Raw genomic sequence first — 22,693 nt, forward strand, 5'->3', positions numbered from 1 at the left:
GGTCGGCGAACAGATTTTGCTGTGGGGGATTTATGACCAGTTCGACCAGCGCCGACGTGGCGATCATCGGTGCCGGCCCGGCGGGGCTGACCGCCGCTTATCTGCTGACCAGGCAGGGGTATCGGGTGACGGTGATCGAAAAGGATCCCGTCTATGTCGGCGGGATCAGCCGCACGGTCGAGCATGAGGGGTTCCGTTTCGACATCGGCGGCCACCGCTTTTTCTCGAAAAGCCAGGAAGTCGTCGACCTGTGGAACGAGATCTTGCCCGACGATTTCATCCAGCGCCCGCGGATGAGCCGCATCTATTATGAAGGCAAATTCTACAGCTATCCTCTGCGTGCATTCGAGGCGCTGTGGAATCTGGGCCTCATCCGCTCGACCCTGTGCATGGCGAGCTATGCGCAGGCGAAGCTGTTTCCGAATCGCAAGGTTCGCAGCTTCGAGGATTGGACGATCAACCAGTTCGGGCGGAAGCTCTATTCGATCTTCTTCAAGACCTATACCGAGAAGGTGTGGGGGATGCCGTGCGACGAAATGTCGGCCGACTGGGCGGCGCAGCGCATCAAGGGGCTGAGCCTCGGCGCCGCGGTGCTCGACGGGCTGAAGCGCAGCCTGGGGCTCAACAAGCGTCCGAACGACGGCATGGCGACCAAGACTTTGCTCGAAACCTTCCGCTATCCGCGGCTCGGCCCGGGCATGATGTGGGACGCCGCGCGCGACAAGGTTGAGGCCGGCGGCAATCATGTGCTGATGGGGCACGGCTTCAAGCAGCTGGTGCAGGATCAGGTCAGCGGCCGCTGGCGGCTGACCGCGAACGGGCCCGACGGCGATGTCGTGATCGACGCCGCGCATGTGATCAGCTCGGCACCGATGCGCGAACTCGCGGCGCGCATCCATCCGCTGCCCGCCTGTGCGCTCACCGCGGCGCCGAAGCTCAATTATCGCGACTTCCTGACCGTCGCGCTCAAGATCCGCTCGGACGATCTGTTTCCCGACAACTGGATCTACATCCACGACAGCAAGGTGCAGGTCGGCCGGGTGCAGAATTTCCGCAGCTGGTCGCCCGAAATGGTCCCCGACCCCGACCTTGCGTGCGTCGGCCTCGAATATTTCTGTTTCGAGGGCGATGGGCTCTGGACGTCGAGCGACGAGGATCTGGTGACGCTCGCGACGCGCGAGATGGCGATCCTCGGCCTCTGCGATCCCGCCGATGTCGTCGGCGGCGCGGTTGTGCGGCAGGAAAAGGCCTATCCGGTCTATGACGATGATTATGCCGCGCATGTCGCGACGATGCGCGAGGAACTCGAGGCGCGCTATCCGACCCTGCATATGGTCGGGCGCAACGGGATGCACCGCTACAACAACCAGGATCATGCGATGATGACCGCGATGCTGACGGTACGCAACATCGTCGCCGGCGAGCGCATCTATGACATCTGGGGCGTCAACGAGGACGCCGAATATCATGAGAGCGGCACCGAGGGCGAACAGGCCGCACTGGCGTCGGTCCGCGACGTCCCGGCGCGCGTCGCAAAGGCGGCCTGAGGGCCGGCGGTGGAGACCACGACCATGTCGCAGTTGATCGCTGACCTGATTGTCACCCTGCGTCGCGGCGAGGCACGCTGGCTGAATTACCTGATCGCCAGCGGTCTTGCTCTCGGTAGCGACGCCGGACTGTTCCTGTTGCTGCTCGACGCCGGATTGCAGCCGATGGCGGCATCGGCGATCGGCTATTGCGCGGGCATCCTCGTGCACTGGCTGGTGTCGAGCCGCCTCGTCTTCGCCGATGGCGCCGCTGCGCGCGGGACCGGCGAACGGCATCGCCAGAAGCTGCTGTTCGTCGGGTCGGCCCTGATCGGCCTGGCGATCACGACGGCGATCGTCGGGATCGGAACCGCGCTGGGACTCGACCCGCGGATCGCCAAGCTCGCGGCGATCGCGGTTAGCTTCCAGACCACTTACCTGCTGCGCCGTCACATCGTCTTCCGCACGGCCGCGGCATGACCGAAGCGGCCGTGCCCGCTTCCGCCGATATTGGTCAGCCCGTCTCCAGGCCGGGCGGCGCGCGCCTGTCCTGGTTCACGCCAGTCCGGGTAGCGCTGATCGTCTGGACCGCGCTGAGTATCGTCCTGATCGTCGCGCGCTGGCACGCGATCGTGACGATCGAGCTCCGCGACACTGACGATGCGATGCGGATGGTGCAGGTGCGCGATTTGCTTGCCGGACAGGGCTGGTGGGATCTGACCCAGTATCGCGTCAATCCGGCCGGCGGCGGCGTGCTGATGCACTGGTCGCGGATCGCCGATGCCCCGCTTGCCCTAGGCATTCTGCTGCTTCGTCCTCTCTTCGGCCAGCCGCTCGCCGAACAGATCGTGATGACGCTATGGCCGCTCATGCTCGGTGCGGCGCTCTCCGTCGCGTGCACGCTCGGCTACCGATCTCTCGGCGGCCGGCGCTTTGCCTGTGCGGTGCCCTTCTATCTCGTGGCGGCCGGGTTCATCATTCTCCAGCTGCGGCCGCTTCGGGTCGATCATCACGGCTGGCAGATTTTTTTCGCGATGCTGATCATGGGGCAGGCGCTGCGACCGGCGAGCGGGCGGGCCGGGCTGTTCGCCGGGCTAAGCGCGGCGGCCTTGCTCGCCATATCGATCGAAGGCCTTCCGATCGTGGCCTTGTTCGCGGGGCTGGCCGGGCTGCGGTGGGCGCTCCACGCGCGCGATGCGGATCGCGCGCGGCTTGTCGGTTATCTAGGGGGGCTCGCGGGCGGCGCGTTGCTGTTCCAGTTCCTGACTCGCGGACCGGCGGGCCTTGCCGGTCGCTGGTGCGATTCGCTTTCGGCGCCGTACATCGCTGCCTTTGCCGTCGCCGTCCTGGCGGTCTTTCTGATCGCGCGCGCCGATCCATCGCGACGGTGGGTTCGCGTCCTGACGCTTGGAGGCGCGGGCGCGATGTCGGCCGCGACGCTGGTCGGCGTCGAACCGCTATGCGCTGCCGGGCCCTTTGCCACCCTCGATCCGATCGTGGTGAAATATTGGTACGCCGGCGTTCTCGAGGGGCAGCCGCTCTGGGCCTCGTCGATTACTACCGCGATTTTGGTAGTGGTCCCGTCGGCCCTCGGGCTCGCGGGCGCGTCGTTGGCATGGCGCGCAAGCGCCGGCGCTGACGATCGGCGGAACTGGACGACGGTGATCGTTGCATTGGCCGGCGCGGCAGCTTTGTCGCTGCTCGTGCTGCGGAGCGTCGGTACCGCGCATCTCTTTGCCCTGCCGGGCTGTGCCTGGCTCGGTCTCCGCATATGGGACCGCGCGCGCCGGATCGCCTCGCCCCTGCCGCGTGTGCTCGCGTCGGCGTCGGTGGCGCTCACGCTGCCCTTGCCCGGCGGCATGGCGGTCGCCGGGGCCGCGAGCCTCGCTCTGCCCCAGCTGAAAGCCGAACAGCAGGAAGAGGTGAAGGGCGTTCCGGATCTGAACTGCCTCGACCCTGCAACGGTCGCTGCGTTGAACCGCCTGCCCCAGGCGACGATCCTGACCCCGATCGACCTCGGTGCGCCGCTGCTCTTCTGGACGCATCATGCGGTCGTGGCGACGCCGCATCATCGTGGCCGCGAGGCGATGGCCGACACGCTGCGTATCTTCATCGGCGATCCGGCGAAGGCCGAGGCGCTGGTTCGCAAGCAACAGGCGACTTTGGTCGTCTATTGTCCGACCGCGAATGATTTTTCGACTTACCGCCGCGCCAGCAACGCCGACCTCGCGGCACGGCTCTATGCCGGCCGGGCGCCCGACTGGCTCGAACGCATGCCGATTCCCGGCAACAGGCGGCTCGCCGTGTGGCGAGTCAAGTCCGAGCGATAAGATCAGGAGGGCGTGAAGCGCAGCGCCGCACCGTTCATGCAGTAACGCTTCCCGGTCGGCTTCGGCCCGTCGTTGAAGACATGGCCGAGGTGGCCGCCGCAGCGCCGGCAATGTACTTCGGTGCGCGCCACACCAATCTCATAATCGGTCGAGGTCGCGACCGCACCTTTCAGCGGTGCCCAGAAGCTCGGCCAGCCGGTGCCGCTGTCGAACTTGGTCTTGCTCGAATAAAGCGGCAGCGCGCAGCCGGCGCAGGCGAAAAGGCCCGCGCGATGCTCGTTGTTGAGCGGATTGGTGAACGGCCGCTCGGTCACCGCCTGGCGCAGTACCTTATATTGCATCGGCGTCAGCCGCTTCTGCCATGCGGCGTCGGACAGCCGCCAGCCGGGCTCGGCGAGCGGGCGCTTTCCGGGCTTGGCGAACAGCATCGGCGCGGCGATCATCGCGCCGCCGAGTGCAAGACCGGTCACGATATAGCGGCGTTCGATCATGTCGGGCTTCCTCATGCCCCTTATGCGCACCGGGCTCGCGCCCGGTTACAGCTGCGCGTCAATAATGCTCCAGCTCGACCTGCATGTGACGATAGCCGTGGACGAAGCTGGCGTTGACCCGCTCGGGTTCAGACAGCACGTTCACGCGCAGGCGGCGCTTCTGCATTTCGGAGATCAGGGTCGTGAGCTGGAGTTCGGCGACACGCGCGCCGACGCATCGATGGATGCCGTAACCGAAGGCGAGGTGGCGGCGCGCATTTTCGCGGTCGACGATGATCCGGTCGCCATCGGGGAAAATATCCTCGTCGCGGTTCGCCGACGCGTACCAGAGCGCGAGCTTGTCGCGTTTCTTGATCTGGTGCCCGAACAATTCGGTGTCTTCGGTCGCGGTCCGCCGCATGTGCGCGAGCGGGGTCTGCCAGCGGATGATCTCGTGCATTGCATTGACCGCGAGATCGGGGTCATGGTTCGCCTCGAGCTTCGCGCGCTCCTCGGGGAAGCAGTGAAGGCCATAGGCATAGGCCGACATCGAATTGCGCGTCGTGTCGTTGCCGCCGACGATGAGCAGGATGAGGTTCCCCATGAATTCTTCATGGCTCATATGATTCATCGCGTCGGACTGGAGCATGATCGAAATCAGGTCGTGCTTGCCCGGATTTTGCGCCTTGTGGTCCCAGAGCTCCTTGAACGCGGCGCCCATTTCGAAGGCGGTGGCGAGGCGCGCCTGGCGTTCCTCGAGCGTGTTGAAGCTTTCGATGTCGCCCAGCGCGTCGGACCAGCGGGTCAGATTGTGGCGATTTTCCCACGGGAAATCGAACAGGATCGCGAGCATGTCGGTCGTCAGTTCGATCGAGAGCTTCTCGACCCAGTCGAACGGCTTACCGATGGGCAGCGTGTCGATCAGCGCCGCGGTGCGCGCCTGCGTGTCGGCGCGCATCCGCTCGATCTCCGACGGGCCGAACGCCGGCGCGACGGTGCGGCGCTGCGCGGTGTGCTGCGGCGGGTCCATCGCGATGAACATCGGCATCGCCATCTCGCCCTCTTTCAGATGCTCGACCCCGTCGCCGGCGACGGTGATCCCGCCATATTCCCACGAGGAGGAGAAGATCTTGGGCAGCGCCTCGATATGCTGGATCGGTTTGTAGGTCGTCACCGACCAATAGGGGCCGAACTTCGAATCCTCGCAATAATAGATCGGCGCTTCGGCGCGGAGCTGGCGCATCGGTTCCTGCCAGCGATCTTCGCGCCACAGTTCGGCGCGGCTGACGTCGAGGGGATTGGTGATGTCGGGGTCTTGGCGAATCACGGTAGCCATGGAGCACTCCTCTCAGGGCCGTCGTTCGCGGCCGATTCAGTTGCAGAATGCCACTATTTACAGCTTTGTCAATGATGGTCGGATGCGGCTTCGGCGGCAACAGCGGTGACCGCTGCCGCTGCTGCGGCGGGGCGAGAGCGCTTCCAGAATTTGAAGCCGCCGCCGCCGCTCAGTACCCCGGCGCGGAAGAGGCGGACCGACAGATAGACCACCAGCGCGACCCAGATCGCCTGCCAGCCGAGCGCGAGCAGGTGGATGCTGTGCGCCTCATCGGTCGCGGCGCGGGCGGCCATCGCGAAGGGCGAGGAGAAGGGGAAAATCTGCGCGAACCTGGCGAGCCCCGTCGCGGGCGCGCTCGCGGCGGCGGCCGACAGGCTGAACATGCCGACCTGAAAGATGGTGATCGGCAGGCTGAGCATCTGGATTTCGCGCACCGTCCCCGCCTGCGCGCCGACCCCGAGGAACACCGCGCCGAGCAGCAGGAAGGCCATGACGAAATAGGCGAGCCCGATCCCGAGGAAGAAAGGCCAGCCGCTCGCCGGCGCGACCGCGAGCGCGGCGGCGGGCTTGCCCGCTGCGGCGATGGCCGCGGGATCGACCTGCGTCAGGGCGACGAAGCCGCCGCCGATCGCAACGATGGTCCAGAAGGCGATGAACAGCACCGCGACCCCGAGCATGCCGAGCAGCTTGCCGAGGAATACGCTTTCGAGCGGCACCGCGGCGGCAAGAATCTCGATGACCTTGTTGCCTTTCTCCTCGGCGAGCGAACTCACCGTCTGCCCGGCGAGGAGCAGGGTCATCAGGAAGATGATGAACACCGCGCCGAAGCCGAGCGATTGCTGCGCGGCGATGCTGGTGCCGCCCTGTGCGATCGCCTCGAATTTGGGCGTGACCGGCGGAACCGCGCCCGCGGCCCGGTGGAGCAGGACATCGCCGGCCAGCAGCGCAAGATAGCGGCCGGCGCGGCTGCCTGCTTCGCGTTCGACGATGTGCGGCGCGGTCAGATCGCCGCTCAGCACCGCATAGGTATCGGCGCCCTTCTCGCGCGCGACCGCGAGCGGATCGGGGCCTCCGGCCGCCGGGCGGAACTCGAGCGCCGGCAGCCGCTCGCTGCGCGGCATGGCCTCGCGAAGCCTGCCATCGGCGGCACGCAGCGCCTCGGTGTCGGCGGGGTTCGCGATCGCGACGATGCGTCCCGCGCCGCGCGCGCTGTCGGCGAGTTGCGAGGCGCCCATGCCGCCTGCCAGCCCCATCCCGACCATGAACAGCGGTGCGAGCAGGAAGAGCAGGAAGGTCGGCGTGGCGACGATCGCGACGAAATCGCGGCGCGCGATGACGAACATATTCCGAAGGAAGGGGGTCATGCCGCGTCCTCCTCGATCGCGTCCTCTTCGGGCGTCGCGTCGAAGCCGGCGTCGAAAGTCGAGTCCACTTGGCGGACGATATGGACGAAAGCGTCGTGCAGCGCGGGGCGTGCGATCGAGAGGCCCGCGACGCCATGCCCGCTCGCGGTGATGCGCGCGAGCAGCGGTTCGACATCGGCTTCCTCGACGGCGAAATGCCACGCCTCGCCGCTCTGGGTCGCCCCGGCGGGAAGCAGGGCAGCGACTGTCTCACCGCCGTCGCGCGGCGTGTAGCGCACCTGCATCGGCAGCAGCGCGCGCGCCTCGTCGACCGTGCCCTCGAAGCGACGCTGCGAGCGCGCGATGATCGCGAGCCGGTCGCACAGCCGCTCGGCATGCGCCATGACATGGGTCGAGAAGAGGATCGTCGCGCCGCGGTCGCGCTCGCGCCGCACCAGCATTTCGAGCCGCTCCTGATTGACCGGGTCGAGGCCGGAGAAGGGCTCGTCGAGCACGATCAGGTCGGGGGCATGGACGATCGATCCGATCAGCTGGACCATCTGCGCCATGCCCTTCGACATCTTACGGATCTTTTCGTCGATCACGCGTTCGAGCCCGAGTTCGGCCATGAAGGTCGCGGCGCGGCGGCGGCCCTCCGACCAGTCGAGCCCGCGCAGCGCGCCCATGAAGACGATCGCCTCGCGCGCCTTCATGCCGGGATAGAGCCCGCGTTCCTCGGGAAGATAGCCGATGCGGTGGCGCACCGCCTGCGGCTTGTGGCCGCCGAGCAGCCGGCTGATCCCTTCGTCGGGGTCGATGATGCCGAGCATCATGCGCAGGCTCGTCGTCTTGCCTGCGCCATTGGGGCCGAGCACGCCGTAGATGCTTCCCGCGGGGACTTTCAGGCTGACATGGTCGACCGCCTTGAACGCGTCGAAATATTTGGTGAGGCCGGTGGCCTCGACGCTGAAATCGGTCAAGCTCTGGTCCCTGGATTGGCTTCGCCGCACTATGGCACGAAGACGGCGATCCCGTATAGAGCGCCAATGGTTGCCGAAGCCTTGCCTTCTTTGGAACAGCGACTCGAGGCGGTCGCGCGTGCGCATGGCTTCGCCGCGTTCGGGATCGCGCGCGCCGACGCTGCGCCCGAAACCGCGGCACGGCTGAACCATTGGCTCGCCGAGGGCTGCCACGGCGACATGATCTGGATGGAAAGCCGTGCCGTGCAGCGGGGCTCGCCACAGGGATTGTGGCCCGAGGTGCAGTCGGTGATCGCGCTCGGCATGAGCTATGCCCCCGAACAGGATCCGCTGGCGCTGGCCGATGTACCCGACCGCGGCCGGATCTCGGTCTATGCGCAGGGCGCCGACTATCATGACGTCGTCAAGAAGGCGCTCAAGCATGTCGCGCGCTGGTTGGTCGCCGCGGCGCCGGAAGCCGAGGTCAAGGTGTTCGTCGACACCGCCCCGGTGATGGAAAAGCCGCTGTCGGCGGCGGCGGGGCTCGGCTGGCAGGGCAAGCATACCAATATGGTCAGCCGCGAGCATGGCAGCTGGCTCTTTCTCGGTGCGATCTACACGACGCTTGATCTTGCGCCGTCGGCGCCGGTGCGCGACCGCTGCGGCAGCTGCAGCGCGTGTCAGGAGGCGTGCCCGACCGCGGCCTTTCCCGCACCCTATCGCCTCGATGCGCGGCGCTGCATCTCCTACCTCACGATCGAGCATGACGGGCCGATTCCGGTCGAACTGCGCCGCGCGATCGGCAATCGCATCTATGGCTGCGACGATTGCCTCGCGGTCTGCCCGTGGAACAAGTTCGCCGATGCCGCGGCGCGGAACCGAGCCTTCCTGCCGCGCGCCGAGCTTGCCGCCCCCGCGCTCGCCGACCTGCTCGCGCTCGACGATGCGGGCTTTCGGGAGGTGTTCGCCGGCTCGCCGATCAAGCGGATCGGGCGCAACCGCATGGTCCGCAATGCGGCGATCGCGGCGGGGAACAGCGGCGATCGCCGTTTTGCCGCGCGACTGGAGGAGCTGCGAAGCGACGAATCGCCGATGGTGGCCGACGCCGCCTCATGGGCGCTTGCCGAATTGGCGCTATGACGTCGCCGCCCTCTATTTGCCGAGCGCGCTGATACAGCTGTCGATATTCGCGTCGCGTCCGTCGGGCGTGCGCGCATCGACATGGGTCGCGATCGGCTCGGCGCCCTGCTTCGGCGCGTAATAATAGACGTCGAGAATGCACGGGCTTCCCTCGAACTGCAGCTTGCGGCCCATGCCCTCCTTGATGTCGAGCCGCGGCTTGCCGAACAGCGAAAGCGCGGTGTTCGCCGGGTGGCCGATCAGGCTGTTGCTTTGCGTGATACGCGGCGCGGTGGGTGGCGGAACGGGGCGCGTCATGGGCTGCACGGGGCGCGGCACGGCGGTGGCTCCGGCGCAGCCGCCAAGCGCCGAAGCAAGCGCCACGATAGCGATCAACCTGATAGGGTTCGTCATTCTTCCCCGTCCCTGAGATGCAGCAGGTGGACGGCCATAGCCGCGCTCGCGATAGGGGCCAACAAATTGGCGACGGGCACCAGAAAGATTGCGGCGGACAGCGCGCCGAGCGACCAGCGCGCGCCGCGATCGAGGCGTGGCCGGTCCGGATGGCGCGCGAGCGCCATCGCTTCGAGATCGCGGCCGAGCAGCGCGGCGTTGATCGCGAAGGCGAGCAGGGGCGCGCCGACCCCGGTGAACAGCAGTGGAATATAGAGGGGTAGTGCAAGCAGATTCACCCCGATGAGCCGGCCGACCGACGCGAGGCCGAGGCGCAGGCTTCTGGCAAGGCTGACCGGCACCGCGCGCGCGGCGGCAGCAGGATAGTGCCGCCCCTCGACATCGGCGACGATTCCGTCGGCGAAGAGTCCGACGACAAGGATTGCGACCGCGCGGAACAGCAGCCAGCTTCCCCCGATCAGCAGTAGCGCGACGAGCACCCCCGCCATGTCGAGCGTCGCCCCGTCCAGCCACTGCCAATGTTCGAGCGCCCAGCGTACCGTGAAGAAGATCGCGGCGCCCGCGCCCGTGAAGATCAGCAGCGTCAGTGCCAGGCTCGCCGCGAGCACGCGCAGCACGCGCGGGTGCGGGAGGTCTTTCAGCGCGAACAGCAGGGCATGGACGGCGCGGGCCATGCTCATGGGATGGCTTGCGGGTGCGGGGTCCGTCAAGCGCCAGAGTCACGGTTTCCTGCTTCGTCACCCCGGACTTGATCCGGGGTCCATTCTTCGCTCACTGCATGGATGCCGGATCAAGTCCGGCATGACGAAACAGAAGGGAGATTCGCTCGACTTGCCTTGCGGTCGCCCGGCCCCTAAAGGCGCGCGCAGCTTTTCCCATCCAACACAGGAATTTTCATGGCCTCCACCGCCCGTTTCGAAGTCGTCGCGATCGGCAATGCCATCGTCGACGTGATTGCCCGCGCAGACGACGCGCTGATCGACGCCGAGGGTCTGACCAAGGGATCGATGCGGCTGATCGACGCCGACGAGGCGGCGCGGCTCTATGCGGCGATGGGTCCGGCGGTCGAGATGTCGGGCGGTTCGGCCGCGAACACGCTCGCGGGCATGGCGGCGCTCGGCCAGCGCTGCGCCTTCATCGGCCAGGTCGCCGACGATCAGCTCGGCCAGGTCTTCACCCATGATCTGCGCGCGCTCGGCGTCGCTTATGAAACCCCCGCGCTCAAGGAAGGCGCGCCGACCGCACGCTGCCTGATTCTCGTCACTCCCGATGGCCAGCGGACGATGAACACCTTCCTCGGCGCGAGCCACCTGCTCGAACAGGCGATGATCGCCGAGGACTGGATCGCCGATGCCGACATTCTCTATCTTGAGGGCTATTTGTGGGATCCCGAACTGTCGCGTGCGGCGATGCGGCGCGCGATCGACGTGTGCCGCGCGGCGGGGCGCAAGGTTGCGTTCACGCTATCGGACGCCTTCATCATCGACCGCCACGGCGCCGATTTCCGCGCCCTGATCGCCGAGGGGTTGTTCGACATTCTCTTCGCGAACGAGGTCGAGATTCAGGCGCTTGCCGAAACGGACGATTTCGAGGCGGCGGTCGCGAAGATCGCACCGCAGGTGCCGCTGCTCGTCGTGACGCGCGGATCGCACGGCGCGATCGCGCTGCAGGGCGGCGCGCGCACCGAAGTCGACGCCGAGCCGATCAATCAGGTGGTCGATACGACGGGCGCGGGCGACCTCTTTGCCGCCGGATTCCTTTCGGGTCAGGCGCAGGGCCGGTCGATTGCCGATTGCCTGACCATGGGCGCGGTGTGTGCGCGTGAAATCATCGCGCAGGTCGGCCCGCGGGCGCAGACCGATCTCAAGGCGAAGGTCGCCGAACGGCTGGGTTGAGTTTCAGCCCGTCGGCGCCGCGGCGTCGGGGTGCTTGCGAAACAGCGCGCGGTCGGCGGGGCCGAAGCCGCGCGTCCAGATCAGCCAGGCGTAGATGCCCAGGATGACCGGGACCCCGATCAGCAGCTCGGCCCATTCGGGAAGCTGCGTCGCGCCCCAGCCGAGGATGGCCGCGCCCGCGGTTGCCCAGACAAGCGCCCAGCGCAGGCTGTTCACCGGCGCGCCGAGGACATGCGCAAGCAGCCGCGCCTTGACGACCGACGCGAAACCGAGCGCGAGCATCAGCGCGAGCGCGACCGCCATCGCGTAATAAATGGGGTCGAGCCCCATCGAGCGCGCGACGAGGATGAGCGTGACGCTCAGCACCGCCTGCAGCGCGAGCGTCGCGAGGCTGATCAGCAGATTGCGGTGGCGCGCGACATAGACGAGCGCCGCCTCGCTCACGACTGCCGTGGCCGCGACGACCTCGGCGGCGAGCAGGAAGGCGAGCGCGCCCGATCCGCTGACGAACTGCGGCCCGACAAGGCCCATGACCGCCTCGCCGGGGATGCCGAGCGCGAGCGCGATCCCCGCCTGGGCGGCGATGATCCAGAAGCCGACCTGGCTGACCTGCGCCGCGACCGCCGCGAATTTATGCTCGGCGAGATTGCGCGTGATCACCGGGCCGAGGATCGGCTCGAAACTGGTCTTGAGCTTCTGCGGCAGCGAGGCCACCTGCTGCGCCATATAATAGATGCCGTAGATCGTCGGCGAGGTGAACTGGCCGAGGATGAACAGGTCGAGGCGGCGGGTGCCCCATTCGATCGCGTCGGCGGCTGCGAGCGGCGCATTGCGCCGCGCGACCATGATCAGGTGCGACGGCTGCGGCCGCCAGACGCCGGGGCCACCATAATGGCGGATCATCGGGACCAGCGCGGTCAGGAACGCCCCGACCATCGCCGCGGCATAGGAGAGCATCAGCCCGTCGCGTGGCGAGACATACCAGAAGCCGGCGGCGGCGACGCTGATCACCCACGGTTCGACGATCGCGCGCGCGCGCACCGTCGCGCCGATGTCGAAGCGATAGGCCGAGGCGGCGAGCGCGACGTCGGTGCCGGCGATCGCGAAGACCAGCAACGCCATCCAGCGGTCGGTGCCGTCGATGTCGCCCGCTGGGAACATGATCTGTGGTAGCAGCAGCAGGATCGCCGAACCGATCGCCGAGGCGAGGAAGGCGACGAACATGCCGTCCCAGACGACGTGCCGCTGGTCGGCGCCCTCGGCGCTGAGCTGCTCGGCGAGGCCGCGCTTGAGGCCGAGCGTCGCGAGTTGCGCGACCAGTTCGATGACGAGCACCGCGAAGGCGAAGCGTCCGACCGCTTCCGGCCCGTACCAGCGGCCCGCGAAATAGAGGAAGGGCAGGCGCGCGACGAGGCGCATAATGAAGCCGAGGAAATTGGTCCGGCCGCCCTTGGCGAGCGCGGCGGTGTCCGCGTCGGCCATCGCCGGCGCCGCGGAATCCGGGGTGCGCGCTGCTGCGCTGTCCGACTGGCTCAAGCCTCGCGCCCCTTTTCCATTGCCCCGGCGCGCAATTTAGCGCGGCGAGGGGGGGCAGGCAATTGGTTGAACGCGCTCATCGGCCTTCGGATCGCAGCGGCCGGCTGAGCAGAGCCTGAATCGCTTCGCCCGCGCGGATTTCGCCCGCGACGATCTGCGCCACCGCATCGGTGATCGGCATGTCGATGGCGTCGGCGCGCGCCGCGGCGGCGACCACGGGGGCACTGAACGCGCCCTCGGCGACGGTCCGGCGGTCGGCCATCAGCTTCGCCGCCTCTTCGCCGCGCCCGAGCCCCTGGCCGAGCGCGAAGTTGCGCGAGTTCGACGAGGTGCAGGTGAGCACCAGATCGCCGAGCCCGGCCAGACCCGCGAGCGTTTCCGCCTGTGCGCCGCGCGCGAGGCCGAAGCGCGTCATCTCGGCAAAGCCGCGGCTGATCAGTGCTGCGCGCGCGTTGAGACCGAGCCCGGCCCCGTCGACGATCCCGCACGCGATCGCGAGGATATTCTTGACCGCGCCGCCGATCTCGGCGCCGATCATGTCGGTCGAGACATAGGGACGAAAATGCGGCCGCGCGAGCGACCCGGCAATGGCTTCGGCGGTTCGGGTATCGGCGGCGGCGAGGGTGATCGCGGTCGGCAGGCCCGCTGCGACCTCGTGCGCGAAGGTCGGGCCCGAGAGCACCGCGAGCGGTCGGTCGGGACAGATGGCCTGCGCGATGTCGATCGGAAAGGCGAAGCTGCCGGCCTCCATACCCTTGCTGCAGAAGATCAGCGGTGCGGTGCCGGCGGGAAGGTCGGTCAGCACGGCGCGCAGGAAAGGGACGGGGACAACGACGAGCAATGCGTCGCACTTGCCGAGATCCGCAAGGTTGCCCGTTGCCATGAGCGACGGCGACAATGCGGAGCCTGGAAGGAAGAGCGGATTGCGATGCTCGGCATTGATCGCTGCAACGACCTCTTCCTCACGCGCCCAGAGGCGCACGGGGGCGCCCTCGGCGGCGAGCAGCTGCGCGAGGGCGGTGCCCCAGGCGCCGCCGCCGACGACGCCGAAATGTCTGTAAGACGTCATGCTTTCACTCCGGCGCCGCGCACCGCCTCAGCCGCGGGATCGAGCGGCCAGCGCGGGCGCGCGGCGGTGTCGAGCGGATCGGTCAGCCCAGCCGCGAAACGCTCGGCCCCCGCCCACGCGATCATCGCGCCATTGTCGGTGCAGAGCCACAGCGGCGGTGCGACGAAGGGCTTGTCGAAGCGCGCCGCGAGCCCGGTCAGCGCGCCGCGGATCGCGCCGTTCGCGGCGACGCCGCCCGCGACGACGAAAGCACTGGCTTCGGGGCAGGCGGCGAGCGCGATGCGGCTGCGATCGACGAGGCAATCGACCACCGCTTGCTGAAACGACGCCGCGAGATCGGCGACCTCATGCTCGCCCGATGCCGCGGCGCGCGCGACCGCGCTCTTGAGGCCCGCGAAAGAAAAATGCGGCTCGGCGCTGCCGACGAGCGGGCGGGGGAGCGGCACCGCCCGCGGATTGCCGGCCTTCGCGATGCGCTCGACCGCCGGACCACCGGGATAGCCGAGCCCGAGCAGCTTCGCGGTCTTGTCGAACGCCTCGCCCGCGGCGTCGTCGATCGTGGTGGCAAGGCGGCGATAGGCGCCGACGCCCTCGACGAGCAGCAACTGGCAATGCCCGCCCGAGACGAGCAGCAGCAGATACGGAAAATCGAGACTTGCGTCGGTGAGCCGCGGGCTCAGCGCATGCCCTTCGAGATGATTGACCGCGACCAGCGGCTTGCCTGCGGCATGAGCAAGCGCCTTGCCGGTGACGAGTCCGACCATCACCCCGCCGATGAGCCCCGGACCCGCGGTCGCGGCGATCGCATCGACCTCGGACAGCGATACGCCCGCGTCCCTCAGCACGCCCTCGACGAGCGGCGCAAGGCGATCGACATGCGCGCGCGCCGCAATCTCGGGAACCACGCCGCCATAAGGCTTATGCTCCGCCTCCTGCCCCGCGACGCGGTGCGCGAGGATGCGCCGGTCGCTGTCGACAAGCGCTGCCGCGGTTTCGTCGCAGCTCGATTCGAGGCCGAGGATCAGAGTCATATTATTGCGTGTCCCTTACCCGCCCCTTTATCGGAAGGGCAAGGGACGCTAGCAGGCTCGCATGGCTTCCATTCCGCTTCCCACCCCCGCGAATCCGCTTCGCATCGGCACCCGCGCTTCGCCGCTCGCGCTCGCGCAGGCGCATCTGGCGGCGGCGGCGCTGACGAAGGCGCATGGGCTCGATCCCGCGGCGCTCGAAATCGTGCCGATGACCGCGACCGGCGACCGCATCCAGGACCGCGCGCTTGCCGAGGTCGGCGGCAAGGCGCTGTGGACGCGCGAACTCGACGCGGCGCTCGATGCGGGCGACATCGACATTGCGGTCCATTCGCTGAAGGATGTCGAAACGCTGCGCGATCCGCGCTTCGTCCTCGGCGCGATGCTCGAACGCGCCGACCCGCGCGATCGGCTGGTGGTGCGCGACGGGCTCGATGCGGCGACGATCGCCGATCTTCCGCACGGTGCAAAGCTGGGGACGAGCAGCCCGCGCCGCGCCGCGCAGGTGCGCCGGCTGCGCCCCGACCTCGTTACCCCCTTGCTGCGCGGCAATGTCCAGACGCGGCTCGCCAAGCTCGAAGCCGGTGAGGTCGATGCGACCTTGCTCGCCGCCGCCGGGCTCGACCGGCTCGAAATGTACACGATCGGCCGCGCGCAGCCGATTGGCCTGCTGCTACCCGCCGCCTCGCAGGGCGCGATCGGGATCGAGTGCCGCAATGACGATGCGGCGACCTTCGGCCTACTCAGGGCGATCGACCATGCACCGACGCATCGTGCCGTCGCCGCCGAACGCGCGCTTCTCGCGGCGCTCGGCGGCGATTGCCGTTCACCCGTCGCGGCGCACGCGCATTGGCGGGATGACGGCACGTTGCGGCTCGATGCCGAGATTTATTCGGACGACGGCGCCGAGCACGTCGCGGGCCACGCGACTATCACCGGCGAGCGCGACGCCGAAGCGCTTGCGCACCGCCTGCTCGCCGAGGCCCCCGACGCGGTGCGCCGCCTTTTCATGGCATGACCGGCGATCTGCCGCTCGTCGTCACCCGCGCCGATCCCGGCGGCGCGGCGACGGTTGCGCGGGCGCAGGCGGCGGATTTCGATGCGCGGCATATGCCGCTGTTCGCGGCGCAGGCGCTGCCATGGGTGCCGCCCGATCCGGCCGGATTCGACGCGCTGCTCCTGACGAGCGCGCAAGCGGCGCGGTTCGGCGGGGCGGGATTGACCGCGCTGGCCGCCCTGCCCGTTTGGGCGGTGGGTGAGGCAACCGCTGCCGCTGCGCGCGTCGCGGGGATGCGTGTCGCCGTCATCGGACCCGGCGACGGGCAGGGCCTGGTCGACGCCATGGCGGCACAGGGTCCGGCGCGACTCCTGTGGCTGTGCGGGCGCGACCGCTCGACCTTCGGCGCGCCGGGACTCGCGATCACGCCGCTCGCCGTCTATGCGGTCGATGCCGCGCCGCCGCCGTCTGGATGGGACGCGCTCATTGCCGCGCCGGCGGTGGTGATGGCGCATTCCGCTCGCGGGGCGACCCGCGTTGCCGAGCTCGCGGGCGATCGGCGTAAGCATTTGACCTTGCTGGCGATCAGCGCGTCGGTCGCGGCGGCGGCGGGTGACGGTTGGGCCGCAAAGGCGGTTGCGGCGCGTCCCGACGATGCCGCGATGTTGGCAGAGGCGGCGGCTTTGTGCCACAAGGGGCGGTAACAGGGTCGTTCGAAAGAGACATATGACAATCGACAGCATCGACAGGCCGGCGCCCGCAGACGGCGCGGCCCCGGTGAAACGGCTTTCGCTCCGCGCGCTTTTCATCGCGGCATTGGTCCTGCTGATCCTCGGTATCGTCGGTGGCGGCTGGGCGATGAGCCGCTGGCTCGCTGCCGATACGCCGCCCGCGACCACGGTGGCGGTCGATTCGCCGGGTGCGGCGTTGAAAGTCGCCGGAGAGGCGCCCGTAGCCGCTTCGGGCAGCCCGCCGCTTGTGGTGGCGCCGGTCGATGGCGCCGATGCACTCGCGGCGCGGGTCGCCGAGCTCGAACAGCGCCTCTCGCGGATCACGCTGCAGGCCGAATCGGCGTCGGGCAACGCCTCGCGCGCCGAGGGGCTGCTCGTCGCCTTCGCGGTGCGCCGCGCGCTCGATCGCGGGCTGTCGCTGGGCTATCTGGAGGCGCAGCTCCGCCTGCGTTTCGGCGACGATCAGCCCAATGCGGTCAAGACGATCATCGAAACCTCGCGCGAGCCGGTGACGCTCGAGCAACTGCGCGCCGAACTCGACGCGATCGCGCCCGAACTCGTCGGGCGCAGCGGCGAAAAGGGCAGTCTGTGGACCGGCCTCCGGCGCGAACTCGGCGAATTGTTCGTCGTCCGCCCCGCCGGCACCCAGTCGCCGCGGGCGACCGAGCGCCTCGACCGCGCGCGCCGCTATCTCGCCGGGGGCATGGCCGACAAGGCAATCGCCGAGGTCGAGGCGATGCCCGGCGCGGCAGCGGCGAATGAATGGCTGATCGACGCGCGGCGCTACAATGAAGCGCGGCGCGCGCTTGACCTCATCGAGACCGCGGCGATATTGGAACCGCGCGACGGTCCTGCCGTCGCGATGGCTCGCAACCCGGCCACAACCAACCCCTGACGCGCCGCGCGCGCCTTCAAGAGAAAGCCCGACCCATGGCCCTCGCCGACCCGCAGCGCATCGAGGCGCTCGACCCGTTCGATCCGCTCCAGCTCGCCGACCAGCTCAGCGAAGAAGAGCGGATGATTCAGGGCGCCGCGCGCGCCTATGCCGAGGGCGAGCTGCTGCCGCGCGTGACCTCGGCCTTTCTCGAGGAGCGCTTCGACCGCGAGATCATGTCGGAGATGGGGCAGCTCGGGCTGCTCGGCGCAACGATCGACCCCGAATATGGCGGCGCCGGGCTGAACTATGTCAGCTACGGGCTGATCGCGCGCGAGGTCGAGCGCATCGATTCGGGCTATCGCTCGGCCTGTTCTGTGCAGAGCTCGCTCGTGATCCACCCGATCAACGCCTACGGCAGCGAGGAGCAGAAGCGCAAATATCTGCCCGGCCTGACCTCGGGCGAACTCGTCGGCTGCTTCGGCCTGACCGAGCCCGATGCAGGCAGCGACCCCGGCAGCATGCGCACACGTGCGGAAAAGATCGCGGGCGGCTATCGCCTCAAGGGCGCGAAGATGTGGATCACCAACGCGCCGATCGCCGACGTCTTCGTCGTCTGGGCCAAGTCCGACGCGCATGACGGCGCGATCCGCGGTTTCGTCCTCGAAAAAGGCATGAAGGGCCTGTCGGCGCCGAAGATCGAGGGCAAGGTCAGCTTGCGTGCCTCGATCACCGGCGAGATCGTGATGGACGGGGTCGAGGTCGGTGAGGATGCCCTGCTGCCGCATGTGTCGGGCCTGAAAGGACCGTTTGGCTGTCTCAACCGCGCGCGCTACGGCATCGGTTGGGGCGCGATGGGCGCGGCGGAATTCTGCTATGAAGCGGCGCGGAATTATACGCTCGAACGCAAGCAGTTCGGGCGCCCGCTCGCCGCGAACCAGATTGTGCAGCTCAAGCTCGCCAACATGCTCACCGAAATTTCGATGGGGCTGCAGACCGCGCTGCGCGTCGGCCGCCTGATCGACGAGGGCCGGCTGGTGCCCGACGCGATCAGCCTCCTGAAGCGCAACAATTGCGGCAAGGCGCTCGATATCGCGCGCGTCGCGCGCGATATGCACGGCGGCAACGGCATTTCGGCCGACTATCATGTTATCCGCCATGCGGTGAATCTCGAAACGGTGAACACCTATGAGGGCACGCACGACGTTCATGCGCTGATCCTCGGACGCGCGATCACCGGCATCCCCGCCTTCTTCTGAGATGAAGCCGCTTGAAGGCCTGCGCGTCGTCGAACTGGCGCGCGTGCTCGCGGGGCCGTGGTGCGGGCAATTGCTCGCCGACCTCGGCGCCGAGGTGGTCAAGGTCGAACGGCCGGGCGCGGGCGACGACACGCGCGAGTGGGGGCCGCCGTTCGTGACCGGGGCCGAGGGCGAGAATCTCGGCGCGGCCTATTATCACAGCTGCAACCGCGGCAAGCAGAGCATCGCGATCGACATCGCGGGTACCGAGGGACAAACGGCGGTGCGTGCGCTGCTCGCCGACGCCGATGTGGTGATCGAAAATTACAAGGTCGGCGGGCTCGTCAAATATGGCCTCGACCCGGCGCGGCTGCGCGCCGATTTTCCGCGGCTGATCGTCTGCTCGATCACCGGCTTCGGCCAGACTGGCCCCTATGCGCACCGCGCGGGCTATGATTTCATCGTTCAGGCGATGAGTGGCTTCATGTCGCTGACCGGAGAACCCGACGGGGCTCCGCAAAAGGCCGGGATTGCCTATGCCGACATCTTCACCGGCATGTATGCGACCGTGGCGATTCTCGCGGCGCTGCGACGCCGTGACGCTACAGGCGCAGGCGCGCATGTCGATATGGCTTTGCTCGACAGTCAGGTCGCGGTGCTCGCCAATCAGGCCGCGAACTATCTTGCCAGCGGCGTCGCGCCGAAGCGGATGGGCAATGGCCACGCCAATGTCGTCCCCTATCAGGCGTTCGCGACCGCCGATGGCCAGCTTGTCGTCGCGGTCGGCAACGATAGCCAGTATCAGAGGCTCTGTGCGATCCTGGGCGAGCCCCAATGGGGCGACGACGTGCGGTTCGCGAACAATGCCGCGCGGCTTGCGAATCGCGCCGAACTGATCCCGTTGCTCGCGGCGAAGATCGCGACGTGGGAGGCGCAGCCGCTGTCGCTCGCGCTCGAGGCCGAGGGTGTGCCCGCCGGGCCGATCAACGACCTCGCGGGCGTCTTCGCCGACCCGCAGGTGATCGCGCGCGGAATGCGCTTTCGCCCCGACGGCGCATCGATCGATGGCGTTGCGAGCCCGATCGTCATCGATGGCGAGCGCATGGTCGCTGCAACGGGAGCGCCGCCGCTGGGCGGATGATCGCTGCCGGCTTCGATCGATATCGGGTCCCCGCCTTCGCGGGGCGATGCTCATTTATGCGGCTTCGCGAAGGTCCGCTCCCTACTCCAAAGCCGACATCATCGAACCCGCATCTCGGCCATAGAAAAGGGGCGCCGCAGCGGACGCCCCTTTCCCCCTTTTTTGGTGTGGTCGGTCAGAATTTGACCGTGCCGGTCACGAACACCTGCCGCGGATTGCCGTAGAAGGCGGTCTGCACGCCCTCCAGCCCCAGCGTCGATTTTCCGGCAGCATTCTGATAATTGTAGCCCGACGTGATATACTGCTTGTCGGTCAGATTCTTGCCGTGGACGCCGATCGAATAATTGCCGCTGTCAGCGGTCCAGACGAGGCTGGCATCCCAGAGGACATAGCCGGGCTGGTCGAGCGCGGGGATCGGCACCTCGAACTGGTGCGTCAGGCTACGGTAGGTGAGGCCGGTCGAGACGTCGATATTGCCGCCCATCACCGGAATGCCCGCCGCAATCGAGCCCATTACCGTCCATTTCGGCGTGTTCTGGAACACCCGCTGGTCGGCGACGTCGGTGCCGGTCGGGCCGATGAAGCGCTTGTACTTGGCGTCGATGAAACCGAACCCGCCGTTGAAGCGGAAGGTCGAGCCTGCGCCCGCGAAATCGCGCGCGAGGATCGCGGTCGTTTCGGCCTCGATGCCCTGGAGACGCGCTTTCGCCGCATTGGTGGTGATGCCGCAGAAGCTCTGGATACCGCCGACCAGACAGCCGACCGAACCCGGAATCTGGACGTCCTTATAATCCATATAGAAGCCCGCGAGGCTCAGCGTCAGGCGGCGGTCGAGCAGCGATCCCTTGTAGCCGATTTCATAGCTGTCGACCTTTTCGGGGTCGAAAGCGAGGAAGTTGAAGATGTCGTCATAGGTGCGGCCCGCCGCCGGATTGCTGATCGGCGCCGAGGTGCCCGATCCGCGCGGATCGAAGCCGCCGCCTTTGAAGCCCTTCGAATAGGAGGCGTAGATCATGTTGTCGGCATTGGGCTTGAAACTCAGCGAGGCGCGCGGGGTGAACTCCTTGAAGGTGCGGTCGCCGCGGAAATTCGTCGCCACCGCGATCGCCACCGGGGTCAGCGTGCCCCCGAATTCGGGCGACAGGCCGGTGATCCGCGTCGCCTTATAGACGAAGGCATTGCGGTGGTCGTTGGTGTAGCGGCCGCCAACCGACAGGCTGAGCTGGTCGGTGAAGTCGAAAGTGAAGTCGCCGAACACCGACCAGGTCTTGGTCCGCACGTCGCCCGCGGTATAGGCATTGAGGCCGGGTAGCCCATAGAGCGCGGTTCCGGTCAGTCCGAGCAGCACGTCGAACGAGGTCGCGGCTTTGGCATCGAGATAATAGAAGCCGACCAGACCGTGCAGCCGGTCGCTTTCATAGAGGAGCTGGAATTCCTGGCTCAGCTGCTCGTTGCGATAGACGGCGGGCACATCGACATCGACCGACGGCAATGCGTCGAAATCGATCGGGGTGTAGCTCGTGTCCTTGCGCCACGCGCTGATCGAGCGCAGCGTCAGATTGTCGGTGAGCTCGGCCGAGACGTTCATCGCGAGGCCATAGGCCTTCACGTCCTGCCTGGGGTCGTTGAGCCCGGCGCGGGTGTCGTAGACGTCGTCGAGGACGGGTGCGCCCGAGACGAGGCCCGGGATCAGGCGATGGCCGTTGCGCGGGTCCGACTTATCGCGCGTATAGTCGCCCGAAATGCGGATCAGCACCGGCGCCCCGTTGCCGCCGAGCTCGACCGTCGCGCGGCCCGCCCAGACGTCCTTGTTGTAATTTTCCAGACCCTTGATGGTCAGATTGTCGCCGAAGCCGCCACGCGACAGGCGCGCGACCGACCCGCCGACGCGGAACATGTCGCCGATCGGCACGCTGCCAGTGACGACCAGATCGGCCTGCTTATAGGTGCCGAGCGTGCCGCGGATGCGCAGCTCGGGCGAATCGGGGTTGAGCGGGCGGGTCACATATTTGACCGCGCCGCCGATCGTGTTGCGGCCATAGAGTGTGCCTTGCGGTCCGCGCAGCACCTCGATCCGCTCGACGTCATAGATGTCGAGCACCGCGCCCTGCGGCCGGTTCAGATAGACGTCGTCGAGATAGATGCCGATCCCCGCCTCGAAGCCCGGCACCGGGTCCTGCTGGCCGACCCCGCGGATGAAGGCGGTCAGCGTCGAGTTGGTGCCGCGCGAATTTTCGAGCGTGGTATTCGGCGCCATGTTGGCGACGTCGGTGATGTCGATTGCGCCCGCCTTTGCCAGCGTGTCGCCCGACAGTGCGGTGACCGCGATCGGCACGTCGATCAGCCGTTCGTCGCGGCGGCGCGCGGAAACGATGATCTCGTCACCGTCGTCGGCGCTGGCGCTCTCCGCGCCGTCGGCGTTCTGCGCGTGCGCGGCGGGGACAAAGGCGAGCAGCGAAAGCGCGCTCGTCGCGTGAATGGCGCGGCGCAGCGAACGGGCGAAAGGACGCATGAAAAACTCTCCCCTATGCGGGCGGGCCGCGGATCGGGCGCCGCCTCCGGTTTTTTGGGGCCTGATCTTGCCAAGCCGCGAGGCGGGCTGTAATGAAACATGAACCAAGTTTCAACTTGGATTATGCGCCGGTCGCTTTTTGCTTGCCAGTGGTGCGAATATGCCACGATGCAGC

At 67.6% G+C, this 22,693-nt stretch carries 20 protein-coding genes; 10 read left to right on the top strand and 10 right to left on the bottom strand.

Features of this window, described 5'->3' with window-relative positions:
* The first annotated feature begins 32 nt into the window (after positions 1–32).
* The 3 genes from ACE3SL_RS01220 to ACE3SL_RS01230 are packed head-to-tail and all read left to right on the top strand — an operon-like array spanning position 33 to position 3,856.
* Positions 33–1,547 (top strand): NAD(P)/FAD-dependent oxidoreductase, encoded by a 1,515-nt coding sequence (locus ACE3SL_RS01220; RefSeq protein ID WP_374523937.1) that lies wholly within the window; start codon positions 33–35, stop codon positions 1,545–1,547.
* Between the two features lie 24 nt (positions 1,548–1,571).
* Complete coding sequence (locus ACE3SL_RS01225; RefSeq protein WP_374523938.1) at positions 1,572–2,006, top strand: GtrA family protein; 435 nt, start codon at positions 1,572–1,574, stop codon at positions 2,004–2,006.
* Complete coding sequence (locus tag ACE3SL_RS01230; RefSeq protein ID WP_374523939.1) at positions 2,003–3,856, top strand: hypothetical protein; 1,854 nt, start codon at positions 2,003–2,005, stop codon at positions 3,854–3,856. Before ACE3SL_RS01225 ends, ACE3SL_RS01230 begins: the two co-directional genes overlap by 4 nt.
* 2 nt (positions 3,857–3,858) lie before the next feature.
* On the opposite strand, the gene msrB is transcribed toward ACE3SL_RS01230, so the two are convergent.
* From msrB to ACE3SL_RS01250, 4 genes are all read right to left on the bottom strand, one after another.
* Positions 3,859–4,347 carry a peptide-methionine (R)-S-oxide reductase MsrB gene (msrB, locus tag ACE3SL_RS01235; RefSeq protein WP_374523940.1) on the bottom strand — a complete coding sequence of 163 codons (489 nt, stop codon included), beginning with the start codon at positions 4,345–4,347 and terminating at the stop codon, positions 3,859–3,861.
* Positions 4,348–4,405: 58 nt separating this feature from the next.
* The gene (locus ACE3SL_RS01240; protein WP_374523941.1) at positions 4,406–5,662 is read right to left on the bottom strand and encodes a cytochrome P450; all 1,257 of its coding nucleotides are present in this window, start codon (positions 5,660–5,662) and stop codon (positions 4,406–4,408) included.
* 68 nt (positions 5,663–5,730) lie between these two features.
* Complete coding sequence (locus tag ACE3SL_RS01245; RefSeq protein ID WP_374523942.1) at positions 5,731–7,026, bottom strand: ABC transporter permease; 1,296 nt, start codon at positions 7,024–7,026, stop codon at positions 5,731–5,733.
* Positions 7,023–7,985 carry an ABC transporter ATP-binding protein gene (locus tag ACE3SL_RS01250; protein WP_374523943.1) on the bottom strand — a complete coding sequence of 321 codons (963 nt, stop codon included), beginning with the start codon at positions 7,983–7,985 and terminating at the stop codon, positions 7,023–7,025. The genes ACE3SL_RS01245 and ACE3SL_RS01250 overlap by 4 nt, the downstream gene beginning before the upstream one ends.
* 66 nt (positions 7,986–8,051) lie before the next feature.
* On the opposite strand from ACE3SL_RS01250, the gene queG reads away from it, so the two are divergent.
* Positions 8,052–9,104, top strand: a complete 1,053-nt coding sequence (queG, locus tag ACE3SL_RS01255) for a tRNA epoxyqueuosine(34) reductase QueG (protein ID WP_374523944.1) — start codon at positions 8,052–8,054, stop codon at positions 9,102–9,104.
* A 12-nt stretch (positions 9,105–9,116) separates the two neighbouring features.
* Here the strand turns inward: queG and ACE3SL_RS01260 are convergent, their stop codons facing one another.
* Together ACE3SL_RS01260 and ACE3SL_RS01265 are read right to left on the bottom strand one after the other, a co-directional pair.
* Positions 9,117–9,467 (bottom strand): hypothetical protein, encoded by a 351-nt coding sequence (locus ACE3SL_RS01260; RefSeq protein ID WP_374523945.1) that lies wholly within the window; start codon positions 9,465–9,467, stop codon positions 9,117–9,119.
* A gap of 26 nt (positions 9,468–9,493) precedes the next feature.
* Positions 9,494–10,171: an EI24 domain-containing protein gene (locus tag ACE3SL_RS01265; protein WP_374523946.1), complete on the bottom strand. Its 678-nt coding sequence runs from the start codon at positions 10,169–10,171 to the stop codon at positions 9,494–9,496.
* Positions 10,172–10,393: 222 nt separating this feature from the next.
* Here ACE3SL_RS01265 and ACE3SL_RS01270 point away from each other — a divergent pair, with 222 nt between their 5' ends.
* Positions 10,394–11,392: an adenosine kinase gene (locus ACE3SL_RS01270; RefSeq protein WP_374523947.1), complete on the top strand. Its 999-nt coding sequence runs from the start codon at positions 10,394–10,396 to the stop codon at positions 11,390–11,392.
* A 3-nt stretch (positions 11,393–11,395) separates the two neighbouring features.
* On the opposite strand, the gene ACE3SL_RS01275 is transcribed toward ACE3SL_RS01270, so the two are convergent.
* The 3 genes from ACE3SL_RS01275 to tsaD form a co-directional block, all read right to left on the bottom strand.
* Complete coding sequence (locus ACE3SL_RS01275) at positions 11,396–12,874, bottom strand: lipopolysaccharide biosynthesis protein (RefSeq protein ID WP_374523948.1); 1,479 nt, start codon at positions 12,872–12,874, stop codon at positions 11,396–11,398.
* Between the two features lie 130 nt (positions 12,875–13,004).
* Positions 13,005–13,997 (bottom strand): NAD(P)H-dependent glycerol-3-phosphate dehydrogenase, encoded by a 993-nt coding sequence (locus ACE3SL_RS01280; protein ID WP_374523949.1) that lies wholly within the window; start codon positions 13,995–13,997, stop codon positions 13,005–13,007.
* Positions 13,994–15,028: a tRNA (adenosine(37)-N6)-threonylcarbamoyltransferase complex transferase subunit TsaD gene (gene tsaD, locus ACE3SL_RS01285; RefSeq protein WP_374523950.1), complete on the bottom strand. Its 1,035-nt coding sequence runs from the start codon at positions 15,026–15,028 to the stop codon at positions 13,994–13,996. Before tsaD ends, ACE3SL_RS01280 begins: the two co-directional genes overlap by 4 nt.
* 61 nt (positions 15,029–15,089) lie before the next feature.
* On the opposite strand from tsaD, the gene hemC reads away from it, so the two are divergent.
* Genes hemC through ACE3SL_RS01310 form a run of 5 tightly spaced genes read left to right on the top strand, consistent with a single transcriptional unit; the run spans position 15,090 to position 20,006 of the window.
* Complete coding sequence (gene hemC / locus ACE3SL_RS01290; protein ID WP_374523951.1) at positions 15,090–16,043, top strand: hydroxymethylbilane synthase; 954 nt, start codon at positions 15,090–15,092, stop codon at positions 16,041–16,043.
* A complete protein-coding gene (locus ACE3SL_RS01295) occupies positions 16,040–16,726 on the top strand; it encodes a uroporphyrinogen-III synthase (RefSeq protein ID WP_374523952.1) in 687 nt (228 codons plus the stop codon). Before hemC ends, ACE3SL_RS01295 begins: the two co-directional genes overlap by 4 nt.
* Before the next feature lie 22 nt (positions 16,727–16,748).
* Positions 16,749–17,648, top strand: coding sequence for a hypothetical protein (locus tag ACE3SL_RS01300; protein ID WP_374523953.1), 900 nt, complete (start codon positions 16,749–16,751; stop codon positions 17,646–17,648).
* A gap of 35 nt (positions 17,649–17,683) precedes the next feature.
* Complete coding sequence (locus tag ACE3SL_RS01305) at positions 17,684–18,886, top strand: acyl-CoA dehydrogenase (RefSeq protein ID WP_374523954.1); 1,203 nt, start codon at positions 17,684–17,686, stop codon at positions 18,884–18,886.
* 1 nt (position 18,887) lies between these two features.
* Entirely contained in the window at positions 18,888–20,006 is a 1,119-nt protein-coding gene (locus ACE3SL_RS01310) for a CaiB/BaiF CoA transferase family protein (RefSeq protein ID WP_374523955.1), read from the top strand.
* 175 nt (positions 20,007–20,181) lie between these two features.
* On the opposite strand, the gene ACE3SL_RS01315 is transcribed toward ACE3SL_RS01310, so the two are convergent.
* Positions 20,182–22,518, bottom strand: a complete 2,337-nt coding sequence (locus tag ACE3SL_RS01315) for a TonB-dependent receptor (RefSeq protein WP_374523956.1) — start codon at positions 22,516–22,518, stop codon at positions 20,182–20,184.
* Positions 22,519–22,693: the final 175 nt, after the last annotated feature.

This window comes from Sphingopyxis sp. (assembly GCF_041916015.1).
In the GTDB taxonomy this organism is placed as follows: domain Bacteria; phylum Pseudomonadota; class Alphaproteobacteria; order Sphingomonadales; family Sphingomonadaceae; genus Sphingopyxis.